The sequence below is a fragment of the Paenibacillus sp. FSL L8-0663 genome, assembly GCF_038008125.1.
In the GTDB taxonomy this organism is placed as follows: domain Bacteria; phylum Bacillota; class Bacilli; order Paenibacillales; family Paenibacillaceae; genus Paenibacillus; species Paenibacillus polymyxa_D.
Window position 1 is genome coordinate 1,018,187 of sequence record NZ_JBBOYM010000001.1, and the last position, 23,266, is coordinate 1,041,452.

A 23,266-nucleotide genomic window follows, 5' to 3' on the forward strand; every position below is an offset into this window, starting at 1 on the left:
ATGCACATCACGCTAAAAGCAACCGGAAACAATGCTGGGATGATTTCGCACTTGCTTGCCAAAAATCCCTACAATACGTATGATCGCACGGAAAAGGGTGCGCGTGTACGCATGGTGTACACCGTGTTTACCGAGGAAGAGGCAGAAATCGTCATTCAGGCTTCGCCAGATTCGATAGATTTGGTCAAAAACAGTCCAGATAGCTATGATATTACACAATATATTAATGACCGGGAGTTTGTAACCAGCAGCTTATTTTGCACCTATATTCGTGGCTCGCTTGGTACGGCACTGAACGGCAAACCCAAAGAAGAGTATGCAGAATGGGTGACGCATCCTTTCGCGCTGGAGTTATCGTTTGGGCCTGTTGCTTCGGATTTACCGGATTCTGTGGTGGAGGGACTATTTGCTCCGCTGGGCTATCAAGTGGACATAGAACGAGGGGAAGCAGACTATTCTTTTCAGCTGAAAAATCGAAGCACTGTCAGATATGTCACGTTAAGTGGCCATCAGACGGTGCAGTATGCGCTACGTCAGTTATTGCTGTTGATTCCGGTGTTGGATAACTATAAGCACTACTATATCAGTGAAGAAGAGTTTGACAAGCTGAGACGTTACGGTGAAGGCTGGCTGTCAGCGCATCCGCTACGCGAGCTTATCATTCGACGCACGCTTCGTTTTACCAATCTGATTGAGCAATTTGAGCAATCTGATTGTGATGAAATAGGTATTAAAAAACATATTGAAAAGGATACTGTCCAAGCTCAAAAGGATAAGCACGAACAGATTCAACAGCCAGAACAGCCACATGAGGAAGGGAAGCAACAGCCTACAGTACGGCTAAATGAGCTGCGGTATCAAGCTATTATGGACGTAATTCGCAAGCTGCCTCGCAGACAGAAAATCGTAGATTTGGGTTCAGGGGAAGGGAAGCTATCGGCTCGGATGGCCCGAATGACGGGCGTTGAAGAGATTTGGGCGGTGGAGCCGTCTGCGTATGCACAGTTGAGAGCCGTGGAGCGTTTTAACAAGCTGGAAAGGCATGCCGATGCGATCAGTCCTACACCCATGATGGGCTCTCTCTTTTATTATGATGAACAATTGCGGGGAAAAGATGTGATGATCCTATGTGAGGTCATTGAGCATGTGGATGAGCATCGTCTGAACCGGGTGATGAAGACGATTGTAACGGAGTATCAGCCGGGCGTGCTGATCGTGACGACTCCCAATCGTGAATATAATGAAGTGTATCGTATGAATCAGCAAGAGATGCGGCATGGCGATCACCGTTTTGAATGGAGTAGAAGCGAGTTTCAGGAACGATGTGAGCAGTGGATTGTGGAAGCTCCTTATTCGGTAGCGCTGAAGGGGATCGGAGAAGAGGTCGAAGGCTTTGGACAACCGACCCAAATGGCTATATTTACGCGCAGAAAGGAGCAGAAGGAAGCATGAGCAATTCATCCAAACGTACGATTCATTTACCGCATGCTGGACTGGTTGTGTTGGTGGGGGCCTCCAACAGTGGGAAAACCACATTATTAGACAAGCTGGTGAGCGAAGGGATTCTGCTGGAGACAGAAGTGGTATCCTCGGATCATTTTCGCAAGCTGGTCGGAGATACGGAATTTATAGACTGGAGTGGACTTCCAAGACTGGAATCGGACGTACTGTTCTATGAGTATCAGCAAATGTCAGCCAAGGCGTTTGAGGCGATGGATACGATTCTGGCTATGCGCTGTCGCTTGAATAAGCTGACGGTTGTGGATGCCACCCATTTGTATGCTGAGGACCGTCAAAAATATGTACAGTTGGCAGCCAAGGCGCATGTTCCTGTAATGGCTTTGGTACTGGATGTATCCGAAGCTGTGCTGCTGGAACGTGATTTAGGCAGGGAGCATCCGCGTGGCCGCCAACGGGTCAAGCAGCAGGCACAGCTGTTAAAGCGGAACCTGCGTGGGATCCGTGAGGAAGGCTTTAACGCTTGCTATATCCTTAAGGATATAGAAGAAATGAATTTTGTTCGCCGTGCGCAGCCACTGTTTCATGAGATTGGCTCAGGTATTGACATCATTGGTGATATCCATGGGTGCTACCGTGAGATGCTGGAAGTGATAGAGCGGCTAGGATATACGGAAGATACGGAAGGACTATACCATCATCCAGATGGCAGAAGACTGGTATCTGTCGGGGATGTGATGAGCCGTGGCCCCAAATCGTTACAAGCGGTGCAGTTCTGGAAAAAGCACGTGGATGCTGGACTAGCGTATATGATTGACAGCAATCATGGCTGGAAAATCGGCCGTTACCTTGATGGAAGAAAGGTGACTCTCAGTCATGGGGATGAACGATTTGCAGAGGAACTGGCCCAGTATGAACAAAAAGCGGGCAAGGCAGCGGCGGAACAGCTTAGAAGCGAGTTAAGGGATTTTCTGCTACATGCACCCTCACATCTTATTTTTGGCAGGAATGGATTGCGACACGTGGTCGTGGCTCATGCGGGGATTAAGGATCATTTTATCGGCAAACAGTCGGCACGTATTTCTGATTATTGCCGTTATGGAGATACGGAAGGACAGGATGCAGACGGAAAACCAATCCGCAAAGATTGGTTCGTAGACCATGAATCGGGAGAAATAGTAGTATGGGGACATGATCCTAGACCGCAGCCTACCCTTGTGAATCAGACGGTGAATATTGATCAGGGTGTGGTATTTGGCGGTATGCTGACCGCTTATCGTTTTCCGGAAAAGGAATTTGTCAGCGTTCCGGCACATGAGAATTATGCGAATGATCCCGATAGCCCACTTGTCCGGTGGCAGAGAAAACGGTTTTCCCCGCCGAATTTACGCAAGCTCATCGCTGGTTACAGTGTACTGACGGAATCGTATGGCGAAGTGCGCGTTCAAGGAGAATCGGTCAAAACCGCTATAGATGCCGTGTCACATGTGACAGTACCGATAGAGGAACTGGTGTATATTCCACCGACCATGAGTCCTGCTCCAGCGGTGTCTGCAGAGGAAGGTTATCTGGAGCATCCGCGTGAAGCGCTGGCTTATTATCGCGGGCAAGGGGTACAAACGATGGTGGCTGAGAAAAAACATATGGGTAGCCGGGCTATTTTGCTATTATTCAAAAACGAACAGGCCGCTGTCGAGTATGTAGGCTACCCGACATTGGGCACGATCTACAGTCGGAGCGGGAGAGCTTTCTTTGAACAAAGCCTTGGGAAGCAAGTGCTGGAAAAGCTGAATGTGGATCTACGGACTGCCGGATATTTTGAACGGAACCAGACGGATTTTGTGTTGCTGGATGCGGAAATTGTACCGTGGAATCTCAAGGCTCGGGAATTGATTGCTGCACAGTATGCGCATGTGGGTGAAGCAGCTCTGCTGGATCGCAGTAAGCTGGTAGACAAGCTGAAGCAGGCGAAGGTTGCGGGCCGAGAGGTTGGAGACTGGTTGGAGGAAATGGAACAGAAGTACGCGAATGCCGTGACGTTTCAAGAGGCTTTTCAAAAATATTGCTGGGATGTGGACGGTCTGGATGAGATTCGTATCGCACCGTTTCATACGCTGGCACACAGCGGAAAGACTTTTTTCGACCATTCTCATATTTGGCATATGGAGCAAAACCGGGAGCTGGCTGGGCTGTCTTCCCTGTTTATGGAGACAGAGTATCGCGTGATCACGGACGAAGCAAGCGAGGAAGAGGTCATTCGTTGGTGGAACGAGATGACAGAGGATGGTCATGAGGGGATTGTGATCAAGCCGGAACGCTTTTTGATGAAAAATCGGGACAAGATGATTCAGCCTGCAATCAAGGTGAGAGGCCGGAAGTATTTGCACATCATTTACGGTATGGATTATCTTGCCCCTGAGAATTTAAAGCGTCTGAAGCAGCGTCGAACGAACAAAAAGGAGCGTCATGCCCTGATGGAAGGAGCGCTTGGTATGGAAGGCGTGGAACGTTTTGTCCGCAAGGATACGGTAGATCGTATTCATGAATGCGTCCTTGCCGCACTATCTCTGGAATCAGAGCCGATTGATCCAAGATTGTAGTTTGCGAGGGAGGGATTGAGATGGAAAGGGGTACACCGTTAATTGATATTGGTGTGAACTTGATGCATCGTTCGTTTCATGCAGATCGGGAACAGGTGGTAGAGAGAGCCGCGGCTGTAGGGATTTCACCGCTGATTATTACCGGGACCAGTGTCCGCAGCAGTCGGGAAGCTTCTCAGTATGCAGCGCGTTATCCGGGCAAGCTGTATGCGACAGCTGGCGTGCATCCCCATGATGCCAAAGACTGCAGTGCAGACACGATTCAGCAGCTCCGCCAGTTGGCGGGTCAGCCGCAGGTCGTATCCATAGGGGAATGCGGATTGGACTATAACCGTGATTTTTCGCCACGTGATGTGCAGCGCCGATGGTTTGGCGAGCAAATCCAACTGGCGGGTGAGCTGAAAATGCCGTTATTTCTGCATGAACGAGATGCACATGAGGACTTTGTCGCTATGCTTCGGGAGTATCAAGGGCTTGTCGATAAAGCGGTAGTGCATTGTTTTACCGGCACGGAACAGGAATTGCGTACGTATGTAGAAATGGGACTGTATATCGGAATCACCGGCTGGATTTGCGACGAACGGCGGGGGAAGCATCTGCGTGAACTGGTCAGAGATATTCCCTTGGACCGTCTGATGATTGAAACGGATGCTCCATTTTTGACCCCGCGTAATTTGCCTGTGAAGCCTAAAGAAGGGCGTAATGAGCCCATGTATCTCGCTCACATTGCTGCTACGATAGCCGAATGTACAGGTCGAAGCATGATGGAGATCGAAATCGCGACGACGGAAACGGCTAAACGTTTCTTCGGATTATAGGATTGTCAAAGCCATAGATGTGGTATATATTATAGTGAATTAAAAAGCATTGTCGGGAGCTTGAGAAAGTCAGGCTGAGAGGGTGGCCCTTGCCACTGACCGTGAAATCTGATCTGGGTAATGCCAGCGTAGAGAAACCAAGAACACTATACAGGAATGCCGCTTTTTTTTGCGGTTGTCGATAGATTCAATGTATGTCCTAGCATTTTACCTTGATCCTGACTTGGCTGGGTATCAGTGTAGTAGTTTAGACTACTGGTTATATAAGGCATATCGACGAATGATGTTTTGTATGGTGCTTCACCTTTTACTGCGCATAAAGCTTGCCTGGAGATTCAGCTCCAGACAAGCTTTTTTTCATGGCCAAGAGGCCAACTATAAGGAAAAAGGGGAGCACGCAATAATGAATACTGCTGTAAGAGCGTCCAAAGGGTTGAAACTGACGGATATTTTGGTCACGATTGTGATCGCTGTTGTGTTCGGGTTGATCTACAAAATATGGGGACCTGCCTATGATTTGATGAAACCATTGGGTCTACACGCCGAGCAACTGATGTATGGCATGTGGTTTATGGCAGGTACGTTTGCTTATCTCATCATTCGCAAGCCGGGTGTTGCGATTTTGGCAGAGGTGGCAGCGGCAACGGTCAGTGCTTTTTTGGGAAGCGAATGGGGTATGTCCACCTTGTACTATGGCCTGCTGCAAGGCTTGGGAGCGGAGCTGTTTTTTGCGGCTTTTCTGTATCGGAACGCAAACCTGTGGGTTGCTTCGCTAGCTGCGGCTGGGGCGGCTGTCACTTCTCTGATTTTAGACTTCAGCTACGGGTATATTGATCAGCTATCGACTTGGAACTATGTTTTGTATATTGGATTTCGGATGATTGGCAGTATTGTGATTGCCGGGGTATTCGCGTTCTATCTGGCTAAGGCATTGGAGGTAACCGGAGTCACGCGAAGTTTGAGGCCTGCAACGGAACAAGATTATAAGGGGCTGGATTGATGAGCCGGGCAACCGAAGATGTGGTGGCTTCGATCACCCGGCTACGGTTGAAATTCCCCGGTGAGCAAGAGCTGCTTTTTCACAATATGTCTTTGTCTGTCCGCAAGGGGGAAAAGCTGCTGCTACTGGGACCGAGTGGATGCGGTAAATCAACACTGCTCCAAGTGTTAAGCGGTCTGATTCCACGCACGATAGAAGTGCCTATGAAATGCGATGCTGCTGTAATCCCAAGTGTCTCAGGTATTGTATTTCAAGATCCTGATACGCAGTTCTGTATGTCATATGCAGATGAGGAACTGGCTTTTGTGTTGGAAAATAATCAGGTTCCCCGGGAGCAGATGCGATCCCGTATTCGCGAGCTGCTGATACAGGTGGGTCTATCGACGGATGATATACATATGCCCATTGGCAGCATGTCACAGGGAATGAAGCAGCGGCTGGCGATTGCGTCTGTGCTGGCTATGGAGCCAGAAGTGCTTTTTCTGGATGAGCCCACGGCTTTGTTGGACGAGGAAGGCACTACACAGGTGTGGGATACCATTCGCAACATTTCGGTAGACCAGACACTGGTGATTGTGGAGCATAAAATTAATGAAATTGTCCATGATGTGGATCGGATTGTGGTGCTTTCTGCTCAAGGGGAGATCATTGCAGATGGAAGGGCCCAAGAAGTATTTCATGTGCACCGGCAGGCATTGTCCGAGTACGGCGTGTGGTATCCGGGAGTATGGAATGAAGCGTCTTCGCCACGTTGGAGTGAAGCAGTGACGCAACAGAATGGTGCGGGGACTGATGTGCTGGAGCTGGAACATTTTAGCGGCCTCCGCGGTTTAAGTTCAGTGATTTATGTGGAGCATGCGCAGGTGAAGCCTGGCGACTGGATTGGCGTGGTTGGTGAAAACGGGGCTGGCAAAAGCTCGCTACTGCTCTCCATGATGCGCTTACTTCGCACACAGGGACGTTATAGCGTGCGCGGAATTGAGGCAGGCAGTACAGAACAACTGGCAGAGCGTATCGGGTTCGCGTTTCAAAATCCCGAGCTGCAATTTGTAGCGCATACCGTACGAAAGGAACTAGAGTATTCGTTACCCAAGAGCTTGTATACCGTTGAACAGTGCCGGGAACGGGTCGATCGGATGCTCGTACAGTTCGGACTGGAGCGGCTGGACGAGCGGCATCCGTATCAGCTTTCGTTAGGCCAAAAAAGGCGGTTGAGTATTGCTACGGCTATGATTCGTGAGCCGGAAGTGCTGCTGCTCGATGAACCGACCTTTGGGCAGGATGCGCGTAATACCTTTGTCATGCTGGATATGTTGGAGCAGCTGAGAGCGGCAGGCACGGCCATTGTGATGGTCACCCATGACCCGGAAATTGTCCGTCGATATTGTACCGATACATGGCGGATTCAGAAAGGGGAACTACAGTATGAACCTGTCCTTTCCCCATCATAAAACATGGCTGCATCGCGTGAATCCGGGCCTAAAGCTCGTGATGTTTTCCATCCTGTTTGTGGTCGTTATAGTCATTCATGATCCGAATGTCATGTTTAATGTTGCGTGTGCTATGCTGTTGCTGCTTGTCTGGTCAGGCCATCCATGGAAGAGGCTGCTGCTATACGGGTCTCCCTTTATATTGGTGTTTATTTCAACTTCAACGGGCATGATGATGTTCGGCAAAGGGGTGACGACCTGGTGGACATGGGGCTTGATCCATGTGACGCAGGAAAGCTTTTACCGAGGCATGCATCTGGGCTTTCGTGCGCTGAGTATGGCTGCGGTAGGTTTGTTGTTTGGTTTAACGACTCGTCCAGTGGACCTTTTTTATTCACTGATGCAGCAATGGAAGCTCCCTCCGAAGTATGCATACAGCTTTTTGGCAGCCATGCGGTTGATGCCTATGATGGTGGAGGAATTCCAGGCATTGAGACAAGCCCACCGTATTCGAGGTTTACATCAGCATGTGTCCAAATGGAATATGTATGCCACGCTTCGCAGGTATGCGATTCCGCTACTCGCTCAAAGTATTCGGCGTGCTCAGCGCATTGCTATTGCTATGGAAGCCAAGGGTTTTACCAATGAAACCAAGCGAACGTATTATTATGCGATCGGCTATTCGGCTATAGATATTGTATTCATATTCTATTTTGTCGTCATGCTTACGCTGGCTTGGGGACTTGGGATTTGCTTTCCTTATGTAGGGGTGTGGGATGTACGTTAATTGTTGTCAAAAGGCTTTGCCCGTTTTCTGCTCTGTGGTATATTAATGCAATGGGAATTGACGGCTCGTACAGACCCGCCTGGGCTGGCGGGCTTATTACATTTTCCCTGAGAAATGGATCATCAGGAGGCCAGGTTTCATGATTACGCTGCATCAGGTAAACAAGCATTATACCACCTCAAGCGGCCAATTTCATGCGGTTCAATCCGTGTCCCTTCAAGTGGAGGAGGGGGAAATCCACGGTATTATAGGTGCCAGCGGTGCCGGTAAGTCTACCTTGCTCCGGTTGATGAATGTATTGGAAAGGCCGGATGAGGGAAACGTGGTTGTGAACGGGGAAGATCTGACTCGCATGCCGGAAAAACGTCTCCGTGAAGCGCGGCGATCCATAGGGATGATTTTTCAGCATTATCATCTTGTTCACAATCGGACGGTCAGTGGAAATGTAGCAATGCCGTTGGAGCTGTCAGGTGTCGCGAAAAAAGAGAGAGCAGAACGTGTGCGCGAATGCCTGCAATTCGTCGGTTTAGCTGATAAAGCAGAACAGTATCCGGCACAATTGAGCGGAGGCCAAAAGCAACGTGTAGCGATAGCCAGAGCGCTGGCGAATCGACCTGCGGTGCTGCTGTGTGATGAGCCGACCTCGGCGCTTGATCCGCAGACGACCGCGGATATTCTGGGCGTGTTACGGGAGATCAACCGTGAACTGGGAGTTACCATTGTAATTGTAACGCACGATATGGACGTGGTACGCAACATTTGTACCCATGTATCAGAAATGCGGGATGGACAGCTGCTTTCCACGCAACGTGTAGCTGACGCTGCGGTAGGTTCAACAGCGAAAGCAGGTGAAGCTGATGAATGAAATGCTGAACATCATTGCGCAATATCAGTCTGAGATATGGAAAGCCATCGGAGAGACGTTTATTATGGTGGGGATTTCTATCGCAGCAGCTGTACTGTTAGGGCTTCCGGCAGGAACGATTTTGTATTTGTGCGGCAAAGGGCAAAAATATGAAAATCGACTGCTGTTCACCCTATTGAACAGTGTGGTCAATGTCATTCGCTCGTTCCCGTTTTTGCTGCTCGTCGTGTTTATGATTCCATTTACACGTCTGGTCGTAGGGACGGCGCTGGGTACGATGGCTGCTACGGTTCCCTTGTCAGTGGTGGCCATCGCCTATTATTCGAGGCTGGTGGAGCAATCATTGCTTGAGGTGCCGAAGGGTGTAATTGAAGCCGCTACTTCTATGGGGGCATCCACTCTTCAGCTTATCTTCAAATTTCTGTACGTGGAAGCTCGTTCTGGGCTTGTACTGGGTTTGACCACGTCCACCATTAGCTTCATCTCCTACTCCACGGTGATGGGCATTGTGGGCGGTGGCGGGGTAGGCGATTTTGCCATCCGCTACGGTTACCAGCGTTTTGAAACAGGCTTGATGGCGTTCACCATCGTCGTCATGATTATTTTCGTACAAACGATCCAGTTCACTGGAAGCACCATATCCCGCCGGATCGACAAGCGGTAAATGGTTTATGAATCTCTTCATTAACACTTGCACCGCCCACTATGGGAAATAAAAATGACTTTACAGTGCCTCCAAAGCGGAGCGGGCAGAATTGTTCTGGAGAAGCGTCAGCGATCGGAAGAACAATCTGCACGCGAAGCGGCTATGCTGTAACTCATTTTTATCTTCCCGATCACAACTAATTTTGGAGGTTCCACATCGAATGAGTCGGAAAAACAACATGAAAACGAACTTGAAATTACTTACACTATTTGCTGTCGTTATGCTACTGGTTGCCGGATGCGGTGGTCAAAAGCAGGCTACACAAGAAACACAGTCTAAAGAAGCGACTTCCCAAAAAGAAGTGACCCTGAAAATAGCGACGCTCATCCCACCGATGACAGATGTGCTGGATATCGTGAAGCCGCTGCTTAAACAGGACGGAGTCAATCTGGAAATCGTCGTGCTTTCAGACAATATCCAACCGAACAACGCATTGGCAAGCCATGAAGTGGATGCTAACTTCTTTCAGCATGCTCCTTTTATGCAACAATATAATGAAAGCAACAAGTCTGATTTGGTAGCGATAAAACCAATTTACAACGCCATTTATGGTGCGTACTCCAAAAAATACAAGAACGTTAAAGACCTGCCCGAAGGTGCGACTATTGCCATTGCCAATGACCCGGCCAATACAGGACGTTCTTTGGTAATGATGGAGCAAAACGGTTTGATCAAGCTTAAAGAAGGCGTAGGCTATAATGCTACACAGGCTGATATTATTGAGAATAAGAAAAAGTTTGTGTTTAAAGAAGTGGATTTGTTGATGCTGGCGCGCTCACTGGATGATGTGGACATGGCTGCCATGTATCCCGCATATGCCAAGCCGCTCGGTCTGACACCGAAGAAGGACGCGCTGATTACCGAAAAAGACGATACGCACTTTGCCATTAATCTGGTAGCGCGTAAGGATAATGCAGATTCCGATGCCATTCAAAAGCTGGCAAAGCGAATGACCGGACCGGAAGTGCGTAAATTTTTTGAGGACAATTACAAGGATAGCGTTGTTCCAGCATTTTAATTAAATAAGTATTGAAACATTATTTATGATGATATTTGACCTGTATAATGGAGTGAAGTCTGTGAAGAGCAGATGGTCTCCCTTGTGCAGGTTTTTTTCTTTTTCATCCTTAATATGGATAAATTTCATCGAAATCAGGGTACAAAGTCTTATTTTTTAAGATTTTAGTGTATTACAGCATTATGAATTTTGGTCATAAAGGGTGATGGAGTAATGATAAGGAACCTATTAAAATAAATATACGAACAAACATTCGTTTTCGATTTCGTTAACGGTGTTTTAAATGGGTCAAAAAATTCAGCTGACAACGGGTCAAAAGCGTGAATAAAAAGGAAGGGGAACGACATGAAGCTGCTTGTAACTGTAAAAAGTCTGGGAAAACGCAAGCCCGCACTCGCACGACAGGAAATAGAACTGAGTCCTGCTCCAAAAACATTGCGAGATTTGATTACTGCAACCGTTGCTTTGAATGTTCAAAAGCTGCGGGATAAGCAGGAGAGTGTCGCGCTGATTCCATTCCTCACGGGAGAGGAAGTTGAGGCACAAGGCGAGATAGGCAAAGTAGGATTCGGTTCCGTATATAATGATGGTGTCCCGGATATTAAGGATGCTGTGAACACAGCGATGCAGGCCTTTGAAGATGGTTTATACAGAGTTTTTGTGTGTGACGAGGAAACTATTGAACTGGATGCTCCTTTGGCACTTAAGGATGGGAATGAAATTGTATTTATACGCTTCACAATGCTGGCTGGAGGCCTATGGTAGAGGGGGAAATGAAATATGCATCGAGAGAACAATGAGCAAGAATATTTCACCACACTGAAGGAGCGCGCGGCGCAACTGGAGGGACAACAACAGGAGTTGGCTCAGTATGTTGTGGAACTGAGTAAGCTTCATTACATACAGGAGAACGAGGAGCCATTTAACGAATGTCAGCGAATATTAAAAGAACGGGCGACAGAAAGCGGAGAACCGCTGTTTAAGCCACTAACAGAGGTATTACGTGCTCTAATTGGACAAACAGCGGGCGATGTATTCGCACATCTAACAGAGCATGTGACTGAATATCCATACAGCACCGGGTATGCGCGAAAACCGTTCCGCACTTCAGATATTACGGCCCATACTTCCCGAGTTTATAAAAGAATGGTGCAGTTGATCCGAATGGACTGTATCGGATTCTCTATAATGGATTATTTAACGAAAAAAGATTATGAATCAGGTAGGGATTACCGGATTCAGGAAACGATTGGTGATTGGATTGCTTACGAGCTAGACAACGGCAATTCACAGGTGCTTGAGGCGCTAAAAGCTATTATTTATGGGGATAATCAGGCGGCGTTACTTACACGCAATATGATTAAAGGCATGCTCCTGAGTCATCAGGAGGAGAATTATCGCATGATCGGAGAGCTCCTGGCAGCTGCCAAACTCCAAGAGGGATTGCGCCAAAGTATTGTGGAACAAATGGATGAAGGAACCCCGGAGGCTCTAATATATCTGTTAAAGTTGATCATCGACCAAGGCTTCATTCGTTACAGCTCGGTAGTGCGGGCGCTTGCAGTATGGACGGGAATGGGCTTGGAATCCGCCAATCAACGGGTCGTTCGCCAACTGATCGAGCAGGCATATGAAGCATTGACTCGTAGTGAACTGCGCCAGGAATGGCTGACCAGCTCAAATGCTAATGAAGTGTATATGAGTTTGTGGGCTACCGCAGTACATGAGGAACGTGATCTGTATGGACAGGTTCGGAAACTCATGGAGCAGGGAGCAACTTACCAGAAGATCGTAGCACTGTATGTACTGTCTAACAGTGACAACAAGGATGTGCGCCTCGGAATTGCGAGAGAATATCTGGATGAAACAGATCCGGAGCTTCAATATTGGATTCTGACGAACTATACAAGCAATTATTTTTATGAATGGATAGAAGGCGGGACAGTCGCGGATCGGATCGTTAAAGTGGTGCGCACTCCTTTGCTGGAGAGCAAAGAGGAGCGGCGTAAGGATTTTGAACGACTTCATAACCTGTTTGTACATATAAAAAAGGGTGAGTCCACCGAGCCCTCCAAGGTGCTAGATTTTGTAAATCTATATCACCGCTCAGATGCACCTATTCAAAAAATGCTATATCTCGCTGGCTATGATATGGACGCTTCTTGGATTGGGGAAATCATAGCCTTAAAGGAACAGATTAGCCCTAATCTGCGTGGCGAACTGTTGAACCATTTTGTGCAAAATCCTGAGGATACGGTACAGCGTGATTTTATTTTTTCCAGTTTGTCGGACAAAAGTATGAGTATCCGTGAGTTTGCTGTGGCCAAGGCGCGTAAGCTGACGCTGTCGGAACCAGAAATGCAACAAATGGAAGCCTTACTAAAGCTCAAGACGGGCTCATTGCGACAAAGTGTCATTGGTGTGTTGCTCTCACAATCGGAAGAGCCGCTCGCTGGCTCATTGGAACGCTTGCTGCGTGCTAAGGCGGAGCTGCAACGATTGGGTGGACTGGAGGTATTGACGAAGATATATGCAGACCCGGATCGTGCCGAACAGTATGAAAACCTGCGGGCTTTGGCGGATATCATACAGCAACCTACCGCCAAAGAGGAGCAACTGCTGTCCAAACTGGGACAGGAGGATGCTTATACAGGGGCTAACGGTTTTGGCCTGTACGATCCGAATGTCAAGGAAGCTTGGTTGGAAGAGAAAGTGGATCTGGATGATTTTAGATTGGCCGATGTTTTTGTTAGTCCATTGGAGAAGCTCAAGCAGTTTTTGACTGGACTGGATGAGCTTGTTCATCATCATCGTGATGTGGAATATACAGCGGAATATTATTCAGGCTACAAAGATACATTGCTTATTGGGACGAACCTTCGCCCTCTACGGCTGGTTCAGGTCGATGAAGAAGTAGATTCCAGGCTGTCTTTATATCCTCTTTATGAGGAGTGGGACCGTTATTTGCAGGAAAGCGGCATAGAAGCACATGAACTGCTGGAGCTTGTTTTTTATGACCGATTGGAGCCTATGGACCGAACGCTGGATCGCTACTATCGATACTTTTCTTTTAAAATGGACTATTCAGAGCTAAGCAAGCACATGCTGCTGGAAGGATGGCGTAAAGACTTCGCTGAGCAAATGTATCCTGTGGATCGGATTAACGAGGTTCAAAGATGGATGGCAGAGCTGACCTACTCCGATCAGGTAAGCACATTAGTTAATGCTTATTTTATGGACACATCCGGTGACCAAACATTTGACGTAATTGACCTTGCTTTAAATTCACTAATGCAGTGCGTGCCTAAGGACAGACCAGCAGAGGATTTGGGAATGCTCCATCTATTGTCCGGCCCGTGGGTGGCGCTGGAGAAGGGGCAGGTTCATGATAATGAGTCCTTTAAGCGCTTTTTCCATACTTTTGTGAACTACGCAGAACTGCCAGGAGCGGAAAATCGTTTTTATTCTCCGCTGGATCTGGAGGATTATTTCAAAGCCTATGAAAAAGGGTTGATCGGTGTAGGGGAAGTATATCGGGAACTGCTGGCCGGTAGTGAAAGCAGAAGACATATGAGTACCTTAACCAATGTCCGCAATACATGGATTTCTAGCAACCCAGAATTTTTGGAGATACGCCGTACGGTTATTGATCGACTGTTAGAGGTTGAATTGGTTCGAGGCGATTTGCCTACCGAGGCTACGCCAAAGGTTATGGGCTTGAACCGGATTGAAGGCATGGATTATTTTATCCGTATTCTGGAGGGTCTCGACAAGGAAACATTCGTGCGTGGTTATGTGTACGGTTACGGTGATCGTATTACCAAAAAGGAATCGTTCAGTCACTTGCTCAAGGCATGTTATCCGAATGATGGCGAGGATGCCACGTTGCTCAAGGAAAAGTTAAAGGACACTAAAATTACAGATAAACGTCTGCTGGAGGCGGCAATGTATGCCCCGCAGTGGATTGAGATTGTAGCGGGTTATCTCGGATGGGAAGGACTTCGCAGTGCGGCATGGTATTTCCATGCGCATATCAATGAAGGTTTTTCGGCCGAGAAGGAAACGATTGTAGCTCATTACTCGCCGATTGCTCCGCAAGATTTTAATGATGGTGCCTTCGATATTCACTGGTTTCATGAGGCTTATGAGACGTTGGGCGAGGAACGTTTTGATCTGCTGTACGATTGTGCCAAGTATATTTCGGCTGGAGCCAATCATCGTCGATCCCAGTTGTTTGCGGATGCGACGCTGGGTAAGCTCAAACGGAGTGAAATGGAAAAATCAGTGGAAGACAAGCGAAACAAAGACCATTTGCTGACCTACAGTTTGATTCCACTTGCTCAGCCACCTGAACCAGATGTACGCGAACGTTATGATTTTATCCAAAGGTTTCTGGAACAAAGCAAAAAATTTGGGGCACAGCGTAAGGCCAGTGAGGCACTGGTTTCGCGGATTGCGCTCGGGAATTTGGCGCGTAACGCAGGTTATGATGACGTAACCCGTCTCGTCTGGGACATGGAGGCTCGCAAGCTGGATGATCTCCGGTCTTATTTTGAGCCACATGCTTTGGACGAGGCTACAACGGTGCAGCTCGTCATTGATGATGAAGGAGCGGCAGATATTGAAATTGTAAGCAAAGGCAAGACGCTGAAATCCATTCCGGCTCGTTTCAAGAAGGATGAGTATATCACGGCATTGAAGGAGCTTAAAGGAGATCTGGTGGATCAGTATCGCAGAGCTCGGAAGGAATTGGAGCGCTCTATGGAGTCTGGCACGACCTTTATGGTGAAGGAATTGAGAGGATTGCTGGGTAATCCTGTGCTTGCTCCGTTGGTGCGGACACTGGTTTTCAAGGCTGGCGAGCACCTCGGATATTTTAATGGGGATACGTTGGTGTTGACTGATCCTTCTGCTGAACAGCATTCTATAGGAGAAGAGGATAAGCTGATTATCGCTCACCCCCTTCACTTGTTCGAAAGTGGTCGTTGGAGCGACTTCCAGAAGGACTTATTCGACCGTCAGATACGCCAGCCATTTAAGCAGGTGTTCCGTGAGCTGTACCTGCTGAATGCTGATGAACGTGCCAACGCGACCGTTTCCCGTCGATATGCGGGACACCAGGTACAGCCGAATAAGACGGTATCCCTATTGAAAGGTCGCCAATGGACGGTCAGCTATGAGGATGGACTCCAGAAGGTGTACTATGCTGAGAATCTGATTGCCAACCTGTATGCCATGGCGGACTGGTTCTCACCAGCAGATACCGAGGCTCCTACGCTGGAGACCGTGCAGTTCTTTGATCGGACAACGTATAAGAGCGTACCGTTGGACGAAGTTCCTCCTGTTCTGTTCTCCGAAGTTATGCGGGACGTGGATCTGGTCGTCAGTGTTGCCCATGTAGGCGGCGTTGATCCAGAGGCCAGTCTGACGACGATTGAAATGCGTAGGGTCATTGTGCAGGAATCACTTCGCCTGCTGAAAATTAGCAATGTACGCGTGGATGGGGATTATGCACGTGTAGATGGGACTCTTGGCGAATATGCTGTGCATTTGGGAAGCGGGGGTGTCTATAAGCAAGCGAAGGGAGCGCTGCATATTATTCCGGTGCATTCGCAGCATCGTGGACGCATCTTCCTGCCGTTTCTGGACGAAGACCCAAGAACAGCCGAGATTTTATCCAAAATAGTGTTGTTGGCCGAGGATCAGAAGATCAAGGACCCGCAAATTCTTACACAGCTTCAAGCGTAGAATAGAATTCTGATGTATATAGATTTATAATGAACTCAACGTTCGCATCTAGACAATGGTTTCAAATCCTCGACTGTGTAGGTGGAAACTTAGTTTAGTTGCGGAGGTTGAGTTATTTAATATTGAGCGTTTATCAAGCACGAATAAGGAGATATGGGTAATATTTTAGGTTCTGTGGTTTGATGGAAATCTAACAGTATAACAATTGACGATCATAGGAGAACATAACGATGTTTAAAAGTATCTTTCTAAAAGAGTACTCAACCGAGTATCAATCACAAGTTGTCGATTTAATTTTACATATTCAAAAAGATGAATATAATATCGCCATAACCAAAGAAGATCAGCCAGATTTGCTTGATATTGAAAACTTTTATCAGCGTGGTAATGGCAACTTCTGGGTGGCTCTTCGTGAAGGAACCGTAGTGGGGACTGTAGCTTTGTTAGATATTGGGGACCGTAAGGCAGCACTCAGAAAGATGTTTGTAAAACAAAATTATAGAGGTAAAACATTCAATATTTCGAATCAATTATTGCATCATGCCATAGGATGGGCTAAGGAAAGGTCTATTAAAGAAATCTATCTTGGAACAACACCACAATTCGTAGCAGCTCATCGATTTTATGAGAAGAATGGATTTGTTAGTGTAGATCCAGGAGAATTGCCGATTGGTTTTCCAGTCATGAAAGTGGATAAAAAGTTTTACAGATACATTATTCAATAAAATGATCCTGAACCAAGACGATGCTGAGGGAAATTCCAGTTCAAAATGTGTGACTTAGTGGCCGCCGTGTCGTCTTGCTGCCAAGCCGCAATATAAACTATCGCTGAGCAGGAATTTCTTTTGTTTAGGACAGGCGTTTGCTAGAATAAAAGGGTATGTTGTAAGTCAACGTTAACCAAATTGCTGGGAGGGACACAAGTATGAGCAAAAAGATTAAATGGGGAATTGTCGGCACAGGCTGGATCTCAGATCAATTTGTGGCGGATTTGGCGCATGTTACGAATGGAGAAGGGTATGCTGTTGGATCACGCACTATTGAAAGCGCTACCGAATTTGCAGCTAAACATCAAATTTCACAGGCTTACGGAAGCTATGAGGAATTAGCACAAGATCCCGAGGTAGATGCTATTTACGTAGGGACTCCTCATCCTTTTCATAAAGAAAATGTTCTGACAGCTCTTCGGGCGGGCAAAGCAGTCTTGTGTGAGAAACCCTTCACCGTTAATAGCAAAGAATTGGAGGAACTGATCGGCTTTGCACGTGAGCGTAAGTTATTCCTGATGGAAGCAATGTGGACACGTTTTTTGCCTCCGATTCGCCAAGTGCAGGAGTGGATACATGCGGGACACATTGGCGAGGTAAAGCTGGTTAAGGCAGAATTTGGTTTTCGGGTAGATTGGAACCCGGAGGGCCGGCTTTTGAACCTTGAGCTGGGCGGAGGTGCTCTGTTAGATGCAGGAATTTATCCGGTTTCTTTTGCTTCAATGGTCTTCGGTCCTGAACCTGAGCATGTATGGAGCACTGCTCATATCGGGGAGACAGGCGTTGACGAGACATTTTCGATCTTGCTGGATTATGGACAAGGACGCACGGCTATGCTTAACGGGGCAGTCCGTCTCGGATTGACGAATGAGGCATACATCCATGGAACCAAGGGCTATATTCACATTCCGTCATTCCTAAACAGCACATCGGCTACTTTAGTTGTGGACGGTGAAGAGGCACAACACTTTCAGGATGACCGATCCTCTACAGGCTATGCCTTTGAAGCAGAAGAAGTCGGGCGTTGCTTGAACGAAGGTTTGCTCGAAAGTTCTACTATTTCTTTAGATGAATCATTAGGAATTATGAAACTGATGGATCAGATTCGTTCACAGTGGGGACTTCGGTATCCGTTTGAATAATCATATTCATTCCAGGGACCTTTCAGGTTCTCTGGAATTTTTTTGTTTGTGAGCGTTATTTTTGTATACATAAGTCTTTCCAATTCCCAAATAGCGACTTTGGTCGCACGCTAGGTAACGCCATATGAGTAAATCTAGAGTGGGACATATGAATCATTTTTTGTGATTTAAATTAGTTAAAAAACCGTCATTAAAAAGTTACAAAAGTGTAATTTATTCATCGGTTAACTGAATTGTGAACGCTCTCTTTTTATGAAAAAGAATGAAGGTCCTAGTATTTAATTTCCAAAAACTTTCAATGAAATTTCCGAAAATGTGCGGTAGGGTGGTTAACGTGTCACTTGAGCCAATGCGGCTTTTGCTGACTTGCTTGCTTATCCCGTGGCTCTGGATTCTTGTCGGAGCTCGCAGGATCGAGAGCCTTTGCAAGCCTATGAGCGTTGAATAGGCAGTCACCTCATGACCTAACATCAAGGAGGAATTACAAACGTGAAAGTGAAATCAACATGGTTGTTCCGTATGGTGATGATGACAGTGATCGCGGCTGTCGTGATCGGACCTATGAATATTGCAGGAGCGGCAGGAAGCCGGACAGATCGGCCTTGGATGAACACGAGCCTGTCGGCTGAGAAACGGACAGCGCTGCTGCTACAGGAAATGACACTGGAAGAAAAAATTGATTTGGTAACTGGCAAGGTCAACAATTACTATGGATTCTATAATAATTCGATGGAGCGGTTGGGCATTCCGGCGCTGACGATGGCAGATGGACCTGCAGGTGTACGTATCGCTAATCCGGATGTGCAGGACAAGCAATCGACTGCGTTGCCTGCTCCAATTGCGCTGGCTGCAACGTGGGATACCCAAGCTGCCAAACAGTATGGGGATTTGCTCGGAGACGAGGCTTTTAATACAACTCATAATGTGGTGCTTGGACCCGGGATGGATATTGCCCGTATTCCATGGGGATCGCGAAACTTTGAATCTATGGGCGAGGACCCGCTACTGCAATCTCAAATGGCGACCGCTTATGTCAAAGGTATACAAAGTCATCCTGTTCTGGCGACTGCCAAACATTACCTTATGAATAATCAGGAGACAGAGCGTTTCACAACAAATGTCAAAGTCAGTGACCGTGCGCTGCATGAAATTTACATACGTCCGTTTCAGGAGGCTATTGCCAAGGCAGACTTGGGCGGAGCTATGTGCTCCTTTAACAAGGTCAATGGCGAATCGGCATGTGAGAACAAGACCATCATGACAGATCTCTTGAAAAAGGAAATGCAATTCAAGGGCTTCGTGATGAGTGATTACGGCGCGAACCTGAGTACAGTCGAATCGGCAAATAGTGGCTTGGACCTGGAAACACCGGGGACTCCTTATGGAAAATGGGGAGATCAGCTGCTGGCTGCTGTCAAGAATGGTAAGGTAAGTGAAAAAACGATTGATGATAAGGCTGGGCGCATTCTGGTGCAAATGTTCAGCAAAGGTTTATTTGATCACCCGGCTCAAAATAACCAAATTGATGCCCATGACCATGGCAAGACAGCCCGTCAATTGGCTGAGGAAAGTATGGTACTGCTTCAAAATAAAAACAATGCATTGCCATTGTCTAAAGATAAACTCAAGTCTATTGCTGTGATTGGCCCCGATGCAGATAACGGCACTGTGGCAGGCGGAGGCAGTTCGCTGGTGAATCCGACGTATACCGTGAGTCCGTTAGAGGGCATCCGCAATCGTGTCGGCAAAGGAGTTACCGTCCAATATGCACCGGGCACAGACCCGATCTCTGCAGGAGACATTATGCCAGGGCCATCTGCTGTTCCGTCTTCACTGTTGACTACATCTGATGAGAAAGAGGATATCAGTGTTGGATATGCGACTTATGGAGATGGCGAACAGGGACTTCGAGGCGAATACTGGAAGAATAACAAGATGGAAGGCAATCCGATTCTTGTACGCAATGATGACCAAGTCAATATGAACCTTGGATTTTATAATTATCAGGGCTTCAATGCGAAGTCCCCTAAAGTTCCAAATACACCAACGACACTGAACGGCTTGATATCTGCACGCTGGACAGGGGCAATTGCAGCTCCCAAGGATGGTGACTATGCATTGTCATTAACCAGTTTGGGATCAAGCAAGCTGTATCTCGACGATAAGCTTTTCGTGGACAATCAAGGTGAAAAGCTGGGCACTACGAAGAAAAACATCTCCCTTAAAGCGGGTGAAAAGCACAAGATACGTATTGAATACCGCGCTGATTATCCGACCAATGGTCGTGATTCCGGTGGTATGGTTCGTCTGGGCTGGGAACCTCCGGCAGATACGTCAGATAAGCTGATTGACAACGCTGTGAAATTGGCGAAAAAATCGGATGTTGCGATTGTTGTTACGCGCACGTATGAGAGTGAGGGATATGTTGAGCGTTCCGATATGGAGCTCCCGAATAATCAGGATCGGCTGATCCGTGCGGTTGCGGCTGTAAATCCGAAAACCATTGTCGTACAAATGAGCGGCAGAGCAGTGCAAATGGATACATGGCAGGACAAAGTCCCTTCCATCGTACAAGCATGGTTTGCTGGACAAGAGCAAGGGAATGCTATAGCGCGCGTCTTATTTGGAGATGTAAATCCTTCGGGTAAGTTGCCGGTAACCTTCCCAGTTAACGAGCAGTCTACACCTGTATCCTCACCTGAGAAGTTTCCGGGTGTGAACGGTATAGGTGACTATTCAGATGGTATTTTTGTAGGCTATCGTGGGTATGAGAAATCGGGTATTCAACCGGCGTTCTCCTTTGGACACGGTTTATCCTATACGACATTCGGATATAGCGATCTGAAAACCAAACAGCATGCGAGTGGAAAAAAATCCGATCGTATGAGTTCCGTCGAAGTTTCGCTCAAATTGAAGAACACCGGCAAAACAGCCGGAGCTGAGGTTGTACAAGTGTACAGCGGTAAGCTTCCGACAAACGTAGAGACTCCATCCCGTCAACTGGCAGGCTGGTCCAAGGTAGAATTAAAGCCGGGTCAAGAGAAGAAGGTTCGCATTGAGCTCGACCCGAAAGCTTTCTCTTATTGGGATGAAAAGTCCAAAGCATGGGTTATGCCGGCGGGGGAAGTGCCCATTTATGTGGGTAGCTCCTCACAGGATTTACGACTGACAGGAAGTGTTACGATTCCGGCTACCTCTACAGCAAAGGCAAAAAAGTAAATCCCGTTACATTTGTTTTAAAATGGTTATATTCAAGAGAGCACGGGCACAAGCACCGGCTCTCTTTTTGCTATCGGTATGTAAACGTCTAACAGGTATGCAAAGGGAAACCCAAGTGAAAGCTGAAATAGTAGAGAGAGTGGGGACAGGCTAGTGATGGGGAGAGGAGGATATTAGATGAAGAAACTCCAAAAGCAACGACGTACTGACATCTGGCTGCTTATAGCTGTAGTAGCCATTTTGATCTGTGCGGTCCTGGCCAGTATGGCTATACGGAATGTTTCGGGGCCGAAAGCAGAAAATAATGTCAACATGTGGCTAACAACACCCGATCCGGCGAATCGTCTAACCCAACAAGCCCCGATCCGTTGGGATAAGAATGATAAGGATAGCAGTAAAGAAAAGGCTGCGAATGCGGATACACTGACGATTGAGATTAAGCCAGATATTCGTTACCAGACGATGGAAGGGTTTGGCGCAGCGGTGTCCGGTTCGTCCGCTTACCTGATGAATCATGGCATGTCTGCCAATCAGCGCGATCAGCTGCTAAATGATTTGTTTACAGCCGGTGGCATTCAACTGAGTTATATTCGCCATACCATTGGAGCCTCAGATTATTCCGTAGATGAACAGGGACAGCCTGGCAGCTATACCTATGACGATGTGGAAACAGGCAAGGACTATGAGCTGAATCATTTCTCCATCGCTAAGGATCGGGATGTAATCGACGTGCTGAAGCAAATCTTGAGAAGAAACCAGGATTTAAAGATTATGGGGACCCCGTGGACAGCTCCACCCTGGATGAAATATGGGGAGCAGATTTATAACGGCTGGTATTTGGACTATACCGATCCGCGCGTCTACCAGGCTTATGCTGACTATTTTGTTCGTTACCTACAGGCTTATGCGAACGAAGGGATTCCGATTCAGGCGATTTCCATTCAAAATGAGCCAGAATTCACGACGTCCAAGTATCCCAGCATGAGTATGGGGGCAGCAGAACAGGCGAATTTTATTAAACAATATCTGGGCCCAACCCTAAATCGAAACCATTTATCTACTCAGATTATTGCCTTTGACCATAACTGGGATACAGGGAGTGAATATGCCAAGACCGTGTTAGGAGATGAACAAGCTCGAAACTATACGCATGGAACAGCCTTTCATTGCTACAAAGGAGAACCTACGGCGATGAAAGATGTGCATCATGCTTTTCCAGATAAGCCTGTATATATGACAGAATGTAGTGGGGGAGCGTGGAGTCCGGGCTTTGGAGATGATTTGAGCTGGGATATGTCCAAGCTGATCATTGGTGCACCCCGAAACTGGTCGCAAAATGTCCTCTTTTGGAATATCGCACTTGACCCGTCCGGGGGGCCGACCAATGGGGGGTGCACCAACTGTAGAGGTGTAGTGACCATCGACCCGTTAAGCGGTGCAGTTACGAAAAATGTGGAGTACTATGCGATTGGGCACGCCAGCAAATTTGTCCGTCCAGGTGCGGTACGTATTGATTCTACACATTATAGTGGAAGTATCGAAACGGTCGCCTACTGCAATCCGGACGGTACGCTTGTCCTGATTGCCGCCAATACAGGAGAGAACACAAAGACATTTAAGGTTCGGCAGGGAAATAAGGTTTTCAAATCTACCCTTCCATCCAAGTCCGCGGCTACCTTTCAATGGAATCCTACGGCTTTCTGACACG

Annotated in this window: 15 protein-coding genes and 1 riboswitch; all 15 genes read left to right on the forward strand. The window is 47.4% G+C overall.

Translation table 11 applies throughout. The annotated features are described in order from the left end of the window. Positions 1-1,452: a 3' terminal RNA ribose 2'-O-methyltransferase Hen1 gene (locus tag MKY75_RS04550; protein WP_165150001.1), complete on the forward strand. Its 1,452-nt coding sequence runs from the start codon at positions 1-3 to the stop codon at positions 1,450-1,452. Continuing rightward, complete coding sequence (locus tag MKY75_RS04555; RefSeq protein WP_029517591.1) at positions 1,449-4,058, forward strand: polynucleotide kinase-phosphatase; 2,610 nt, start codon at positions 1,449-1,451, stop codon at positions 4,056-4,058. The genes MKY75_RS04550 and MKY75_RS04555 overlap by 4 nt, the downstream gene beginning before the upstream one ends. 20 nt (positions 4,059-4,078) lie before the next feature. Then, on the forward strand, positions 4,079-4,876 hold the full coding sequence (locus tag MKY75_RS04560) for a TatD family hydrolase (protein ID WP_029517590.1): 798 nt from the start codon (positions 4,079-4,081) through the stop codon (positions 4,874-4,876). A 43-nt stretch (positions 4,877-4,919) separates the two neighbouring features. Continuing rightward, a riboswitch (TPP riboswitch) is annotated at positions 4,920-5,029 on the forward strand. A 250-nt stretch (positions 5,030-5,279) separates the two neighbouring features. Continuing rightward, on the forward strand, positions 5,280-5,876 hold the full coding sequence (locus tag MKY75_RS04565; protein ID WP_029517589.1) for an ECF transporter S component: 597 nt from the start codon (positions 5,280-5,282) through the stop codon (positions 5,874-5,876). Then, positions 5,876-7,327 carry an ABC transporter ATP-binding protein gene (locus MKY75_RS04570; protein ID WP_165150005.1) on the forward strand — a complete coding sequence of 484 codons (1,452 nt, stop codon included), beginning with the start codon at positions 5,876-5,878 and terminating at the stop codon, positions 7,325-7,327. The genes MKY75_RS04565 and MKY75_RS04570 overlap by 1 nt, the downstream gene beginning before the upstream one ends. Beyond that, positions 7,302-8,093: an energy-coupling factor transporter transmembrane component T family protein gene (locus MKY75_RS04575; protein WP_039272469.1), complete on the forward strand. Its 792-nt coding sequence runs from the start codon at positions 7,302-7,304 to the stop codon at positions 8,091-8,093. Before MKY75_RS04570 ends, MKY75_RS04575 begins: the two co-directional genes overlap by 26 nt. A 139-nt stretch (positions 8,094-8,232) precedes the next feature. Then, complete coding sequence (locus MKY75_RS04580) at positions 8,233-8,958, forward strand: methionine ABC transporter ATP-binding protein (protein WP_069012919.1); 726 nt, start codon at positions 8,233-8,235, stop codon at positions 8,956-8,958. Next, positions 8,951-9,622 (forward strand): methionine ABC transporter permease, encoded by a 672-nt coding sequence (locus tag MKY75_RS04585; RefSeq protein WP_039272472.1) that lies wholly within the window; start codon positions 8,951-8,953, stop codon positions 9,620-9,622. Before MKY75_RS04580 ends, MKY75_RS04585 begins: the two co-directional genes overlap by 8 nt. Before the next feature lie 202 nt (positions 9,623-9,824). Further along, positions 9,825-10,682, forward strand: coding sequence for a MetQ/NlpA family ABC transporter substrate-binding protein (locus tag MKY75_RS04590; protein WP_039272474.1), 858 nt, complete (start codon positions 9,825-9,827; stop codon positions 10,680-10,682). A 345-nt stretch (positions 10,683-11,027) separates the two neighbouring features. Beyond that, positions 11,028-11,447: a hypothetical protein gene (locus MKY75_RS04595; RefSeq protein WP_165150009.1), complete on the forward strand. Its 420-nt coding sequence runs from the start codon at positions 11,028-11,030 to the stop codon at positions 11,445-11,447. A gap of 15 nt (positions 11,448-11,462) precedes the next feature. Continuing rightward, positions 11,463-16,430 (forward strand): DUF4132 domain-containing protein, encoded by a 4,968-nt coding sequence (locus MKY75_RS04600; RefSeq protein ID WP_340884464.1) that lies wholly within the window; start codon positions 11,463-11,465, stop codon positions 16,428-16,430. A gap of 230 nt (positions 16,431-16,660) precedes the next feature. Beyond that, a complete protein-coding gene (locus MKY75_RS04605) occupies positions 16,661-17,155 on the forward strand; it encodes a GNAT family N-acetyltransferase (protein ID WP_340884466.1) in 495 nt (164 codons plus the stop codon). A 200-nt stretch (positions 17,156-17,355) separates the two neighbouring features. Next, the gene (locus tag MKY75_RS04610) at positions 17,356-18,339 is read left to right on the forward strand and encodes a Gfo/Idh/MocA family protein (RefSeq protein ID WP_340884470.1); all 984 of its coding nucleotides are present in this window, start codon (positions 17,356-17,358) and stop codon (positions 18,337-18,339) included. A gap of 489 nt (positions 18,340-18,828) precedes the next feature. Further along, complete coding sequence (locus MKY75_RS04615) at positions 18,829-21,558, forward strand: glycoside hydrolase family 3 C-terminal domain-containing protein (RefSeq protein ID WP_340884472.1); 2,730 nt, start codon at positions 18,829-18,831, stop codon at positions 21,556-21,558. Between the two features lie 177 nt (positions 21,559-21,735). Further along, the gene (locus tag MKY75_RS04620) at positions 21,736-23,262 is read left to right on the forward strand and encodes a glycoside hydrolase family 30 protein (RefSeq protein WP_340884475.1); all 1,527 of its coding nucleotides are present in this window, start codon (positions 21,736-21,738) and stop codon (positions 23,260-23,262) included. Positions 23,263-23,266 lie beyond the last annotated feature (4 nt).

What these genes read in the sequence shown, in the direction of transcription:
- MKY75_RS04550 (WP_165150001.1), top strand. Translation starts at nt 1, where the DNA reads ATGCACATCACGCTAAAAGCAACCGGAAACAATGCTGGGATGATTTCG.
- MKY75_RS04555 (WP_029517591.1), top strand. Translation starts at nt 1,449, where the DNA reads ATGAGCAATTCATCCAAACGTACGATTCATTTACCGCATGCTGGACTG.
- MKY75_RS04560 (WP_029517590.1), top strand. Translation starts at nt 4,079, where the DNA reads ATGGAAAGGGGTACACCGTTAATTGATATTGGTGTGAACTTGATGCAT.
- MKY75_RS04565 (WP_029517589.1), top strand. Translation starts at nt 5,280, where the DNA reads ATGAATACTGCTGTAAGAGCGTCCAAAGGGTTGAAACTGACGGATATT.
- MKY75_RS04570 (WP_165150005.1), top strand. Translation starts at nt 5,876, where the DNA reads ATGAGCCGGGCAACCGAAGATGTGGTGGCTTCGATCACCCGGCTACGG.
- MKY75_RS04575 (WP_039272469.1), top strand. Translation starts at nt 7,302, where the DNA reads ATGAACCTGTCCTTTCCCCATCATAAAACATGGCTGCATCGCGTGAAT.
- MKY75_RS04580 (WP_069012919.1), top strand. Translation starts at nt 8,233, where the DNA reads ATGATTACGCTGCATCAGGTAAACAAGCATTATACCACCTCAAGCGGC.
- MKY75_RS04585 (WP_039272472.1), top strand. Translation starts at nt 8,951, where the DNA reads ATGAATGAAATGCTGAACATCATTGCGCAATATCAGTCTGAGATATGG.
- MKY75_RS04590 (WP_039272474.1), top strand. Translation starts at nt 9,825, where the DNA reads ATGAGTCGGAAAAACAACATGAAAACGAACTTGAAATTACTTACACTA.
- MKY75_RS04595 (WP_165150009.1), top strand. Translation starts at nt 11,028, where the DNA reads ATGAAGCTGCTTGTAACTGTAAAAAGTCTGGGAAAACGCAAGCCCGCA.
- MKY75_RS04600 (WP_340884464.1), top strand. Translation starts at nt 11,463, where the DNA reads ATGCATCGAGAGAACAATGAGCAAGAATATTTCACCACACTGAAGGAG.
- MKY75_RS04605 (WP_340884466.1), top strand. Translation starts at nt 16,661, where the DNA reads ATGTTTAAAAGTATCTTTCTAAAAGAGTACTCAACCGAGTATCAATCA.
- MKY75_RS04610 (WP_340884470.1), top strand. Translation starts at nt 17,356, where the DNA reads ATGAGCAAAAAGATTAAATGGGGAATTGTCGGCACAGGCTGGATCTCA.
- MKY75_RS04620 (WP_340884475.1), top strand. Translation starts at nt 21,736, where the DNA reads ATGAAGAAACTCCAAAAGCAACGACGTACTGACATCTGGCTGCTTATA.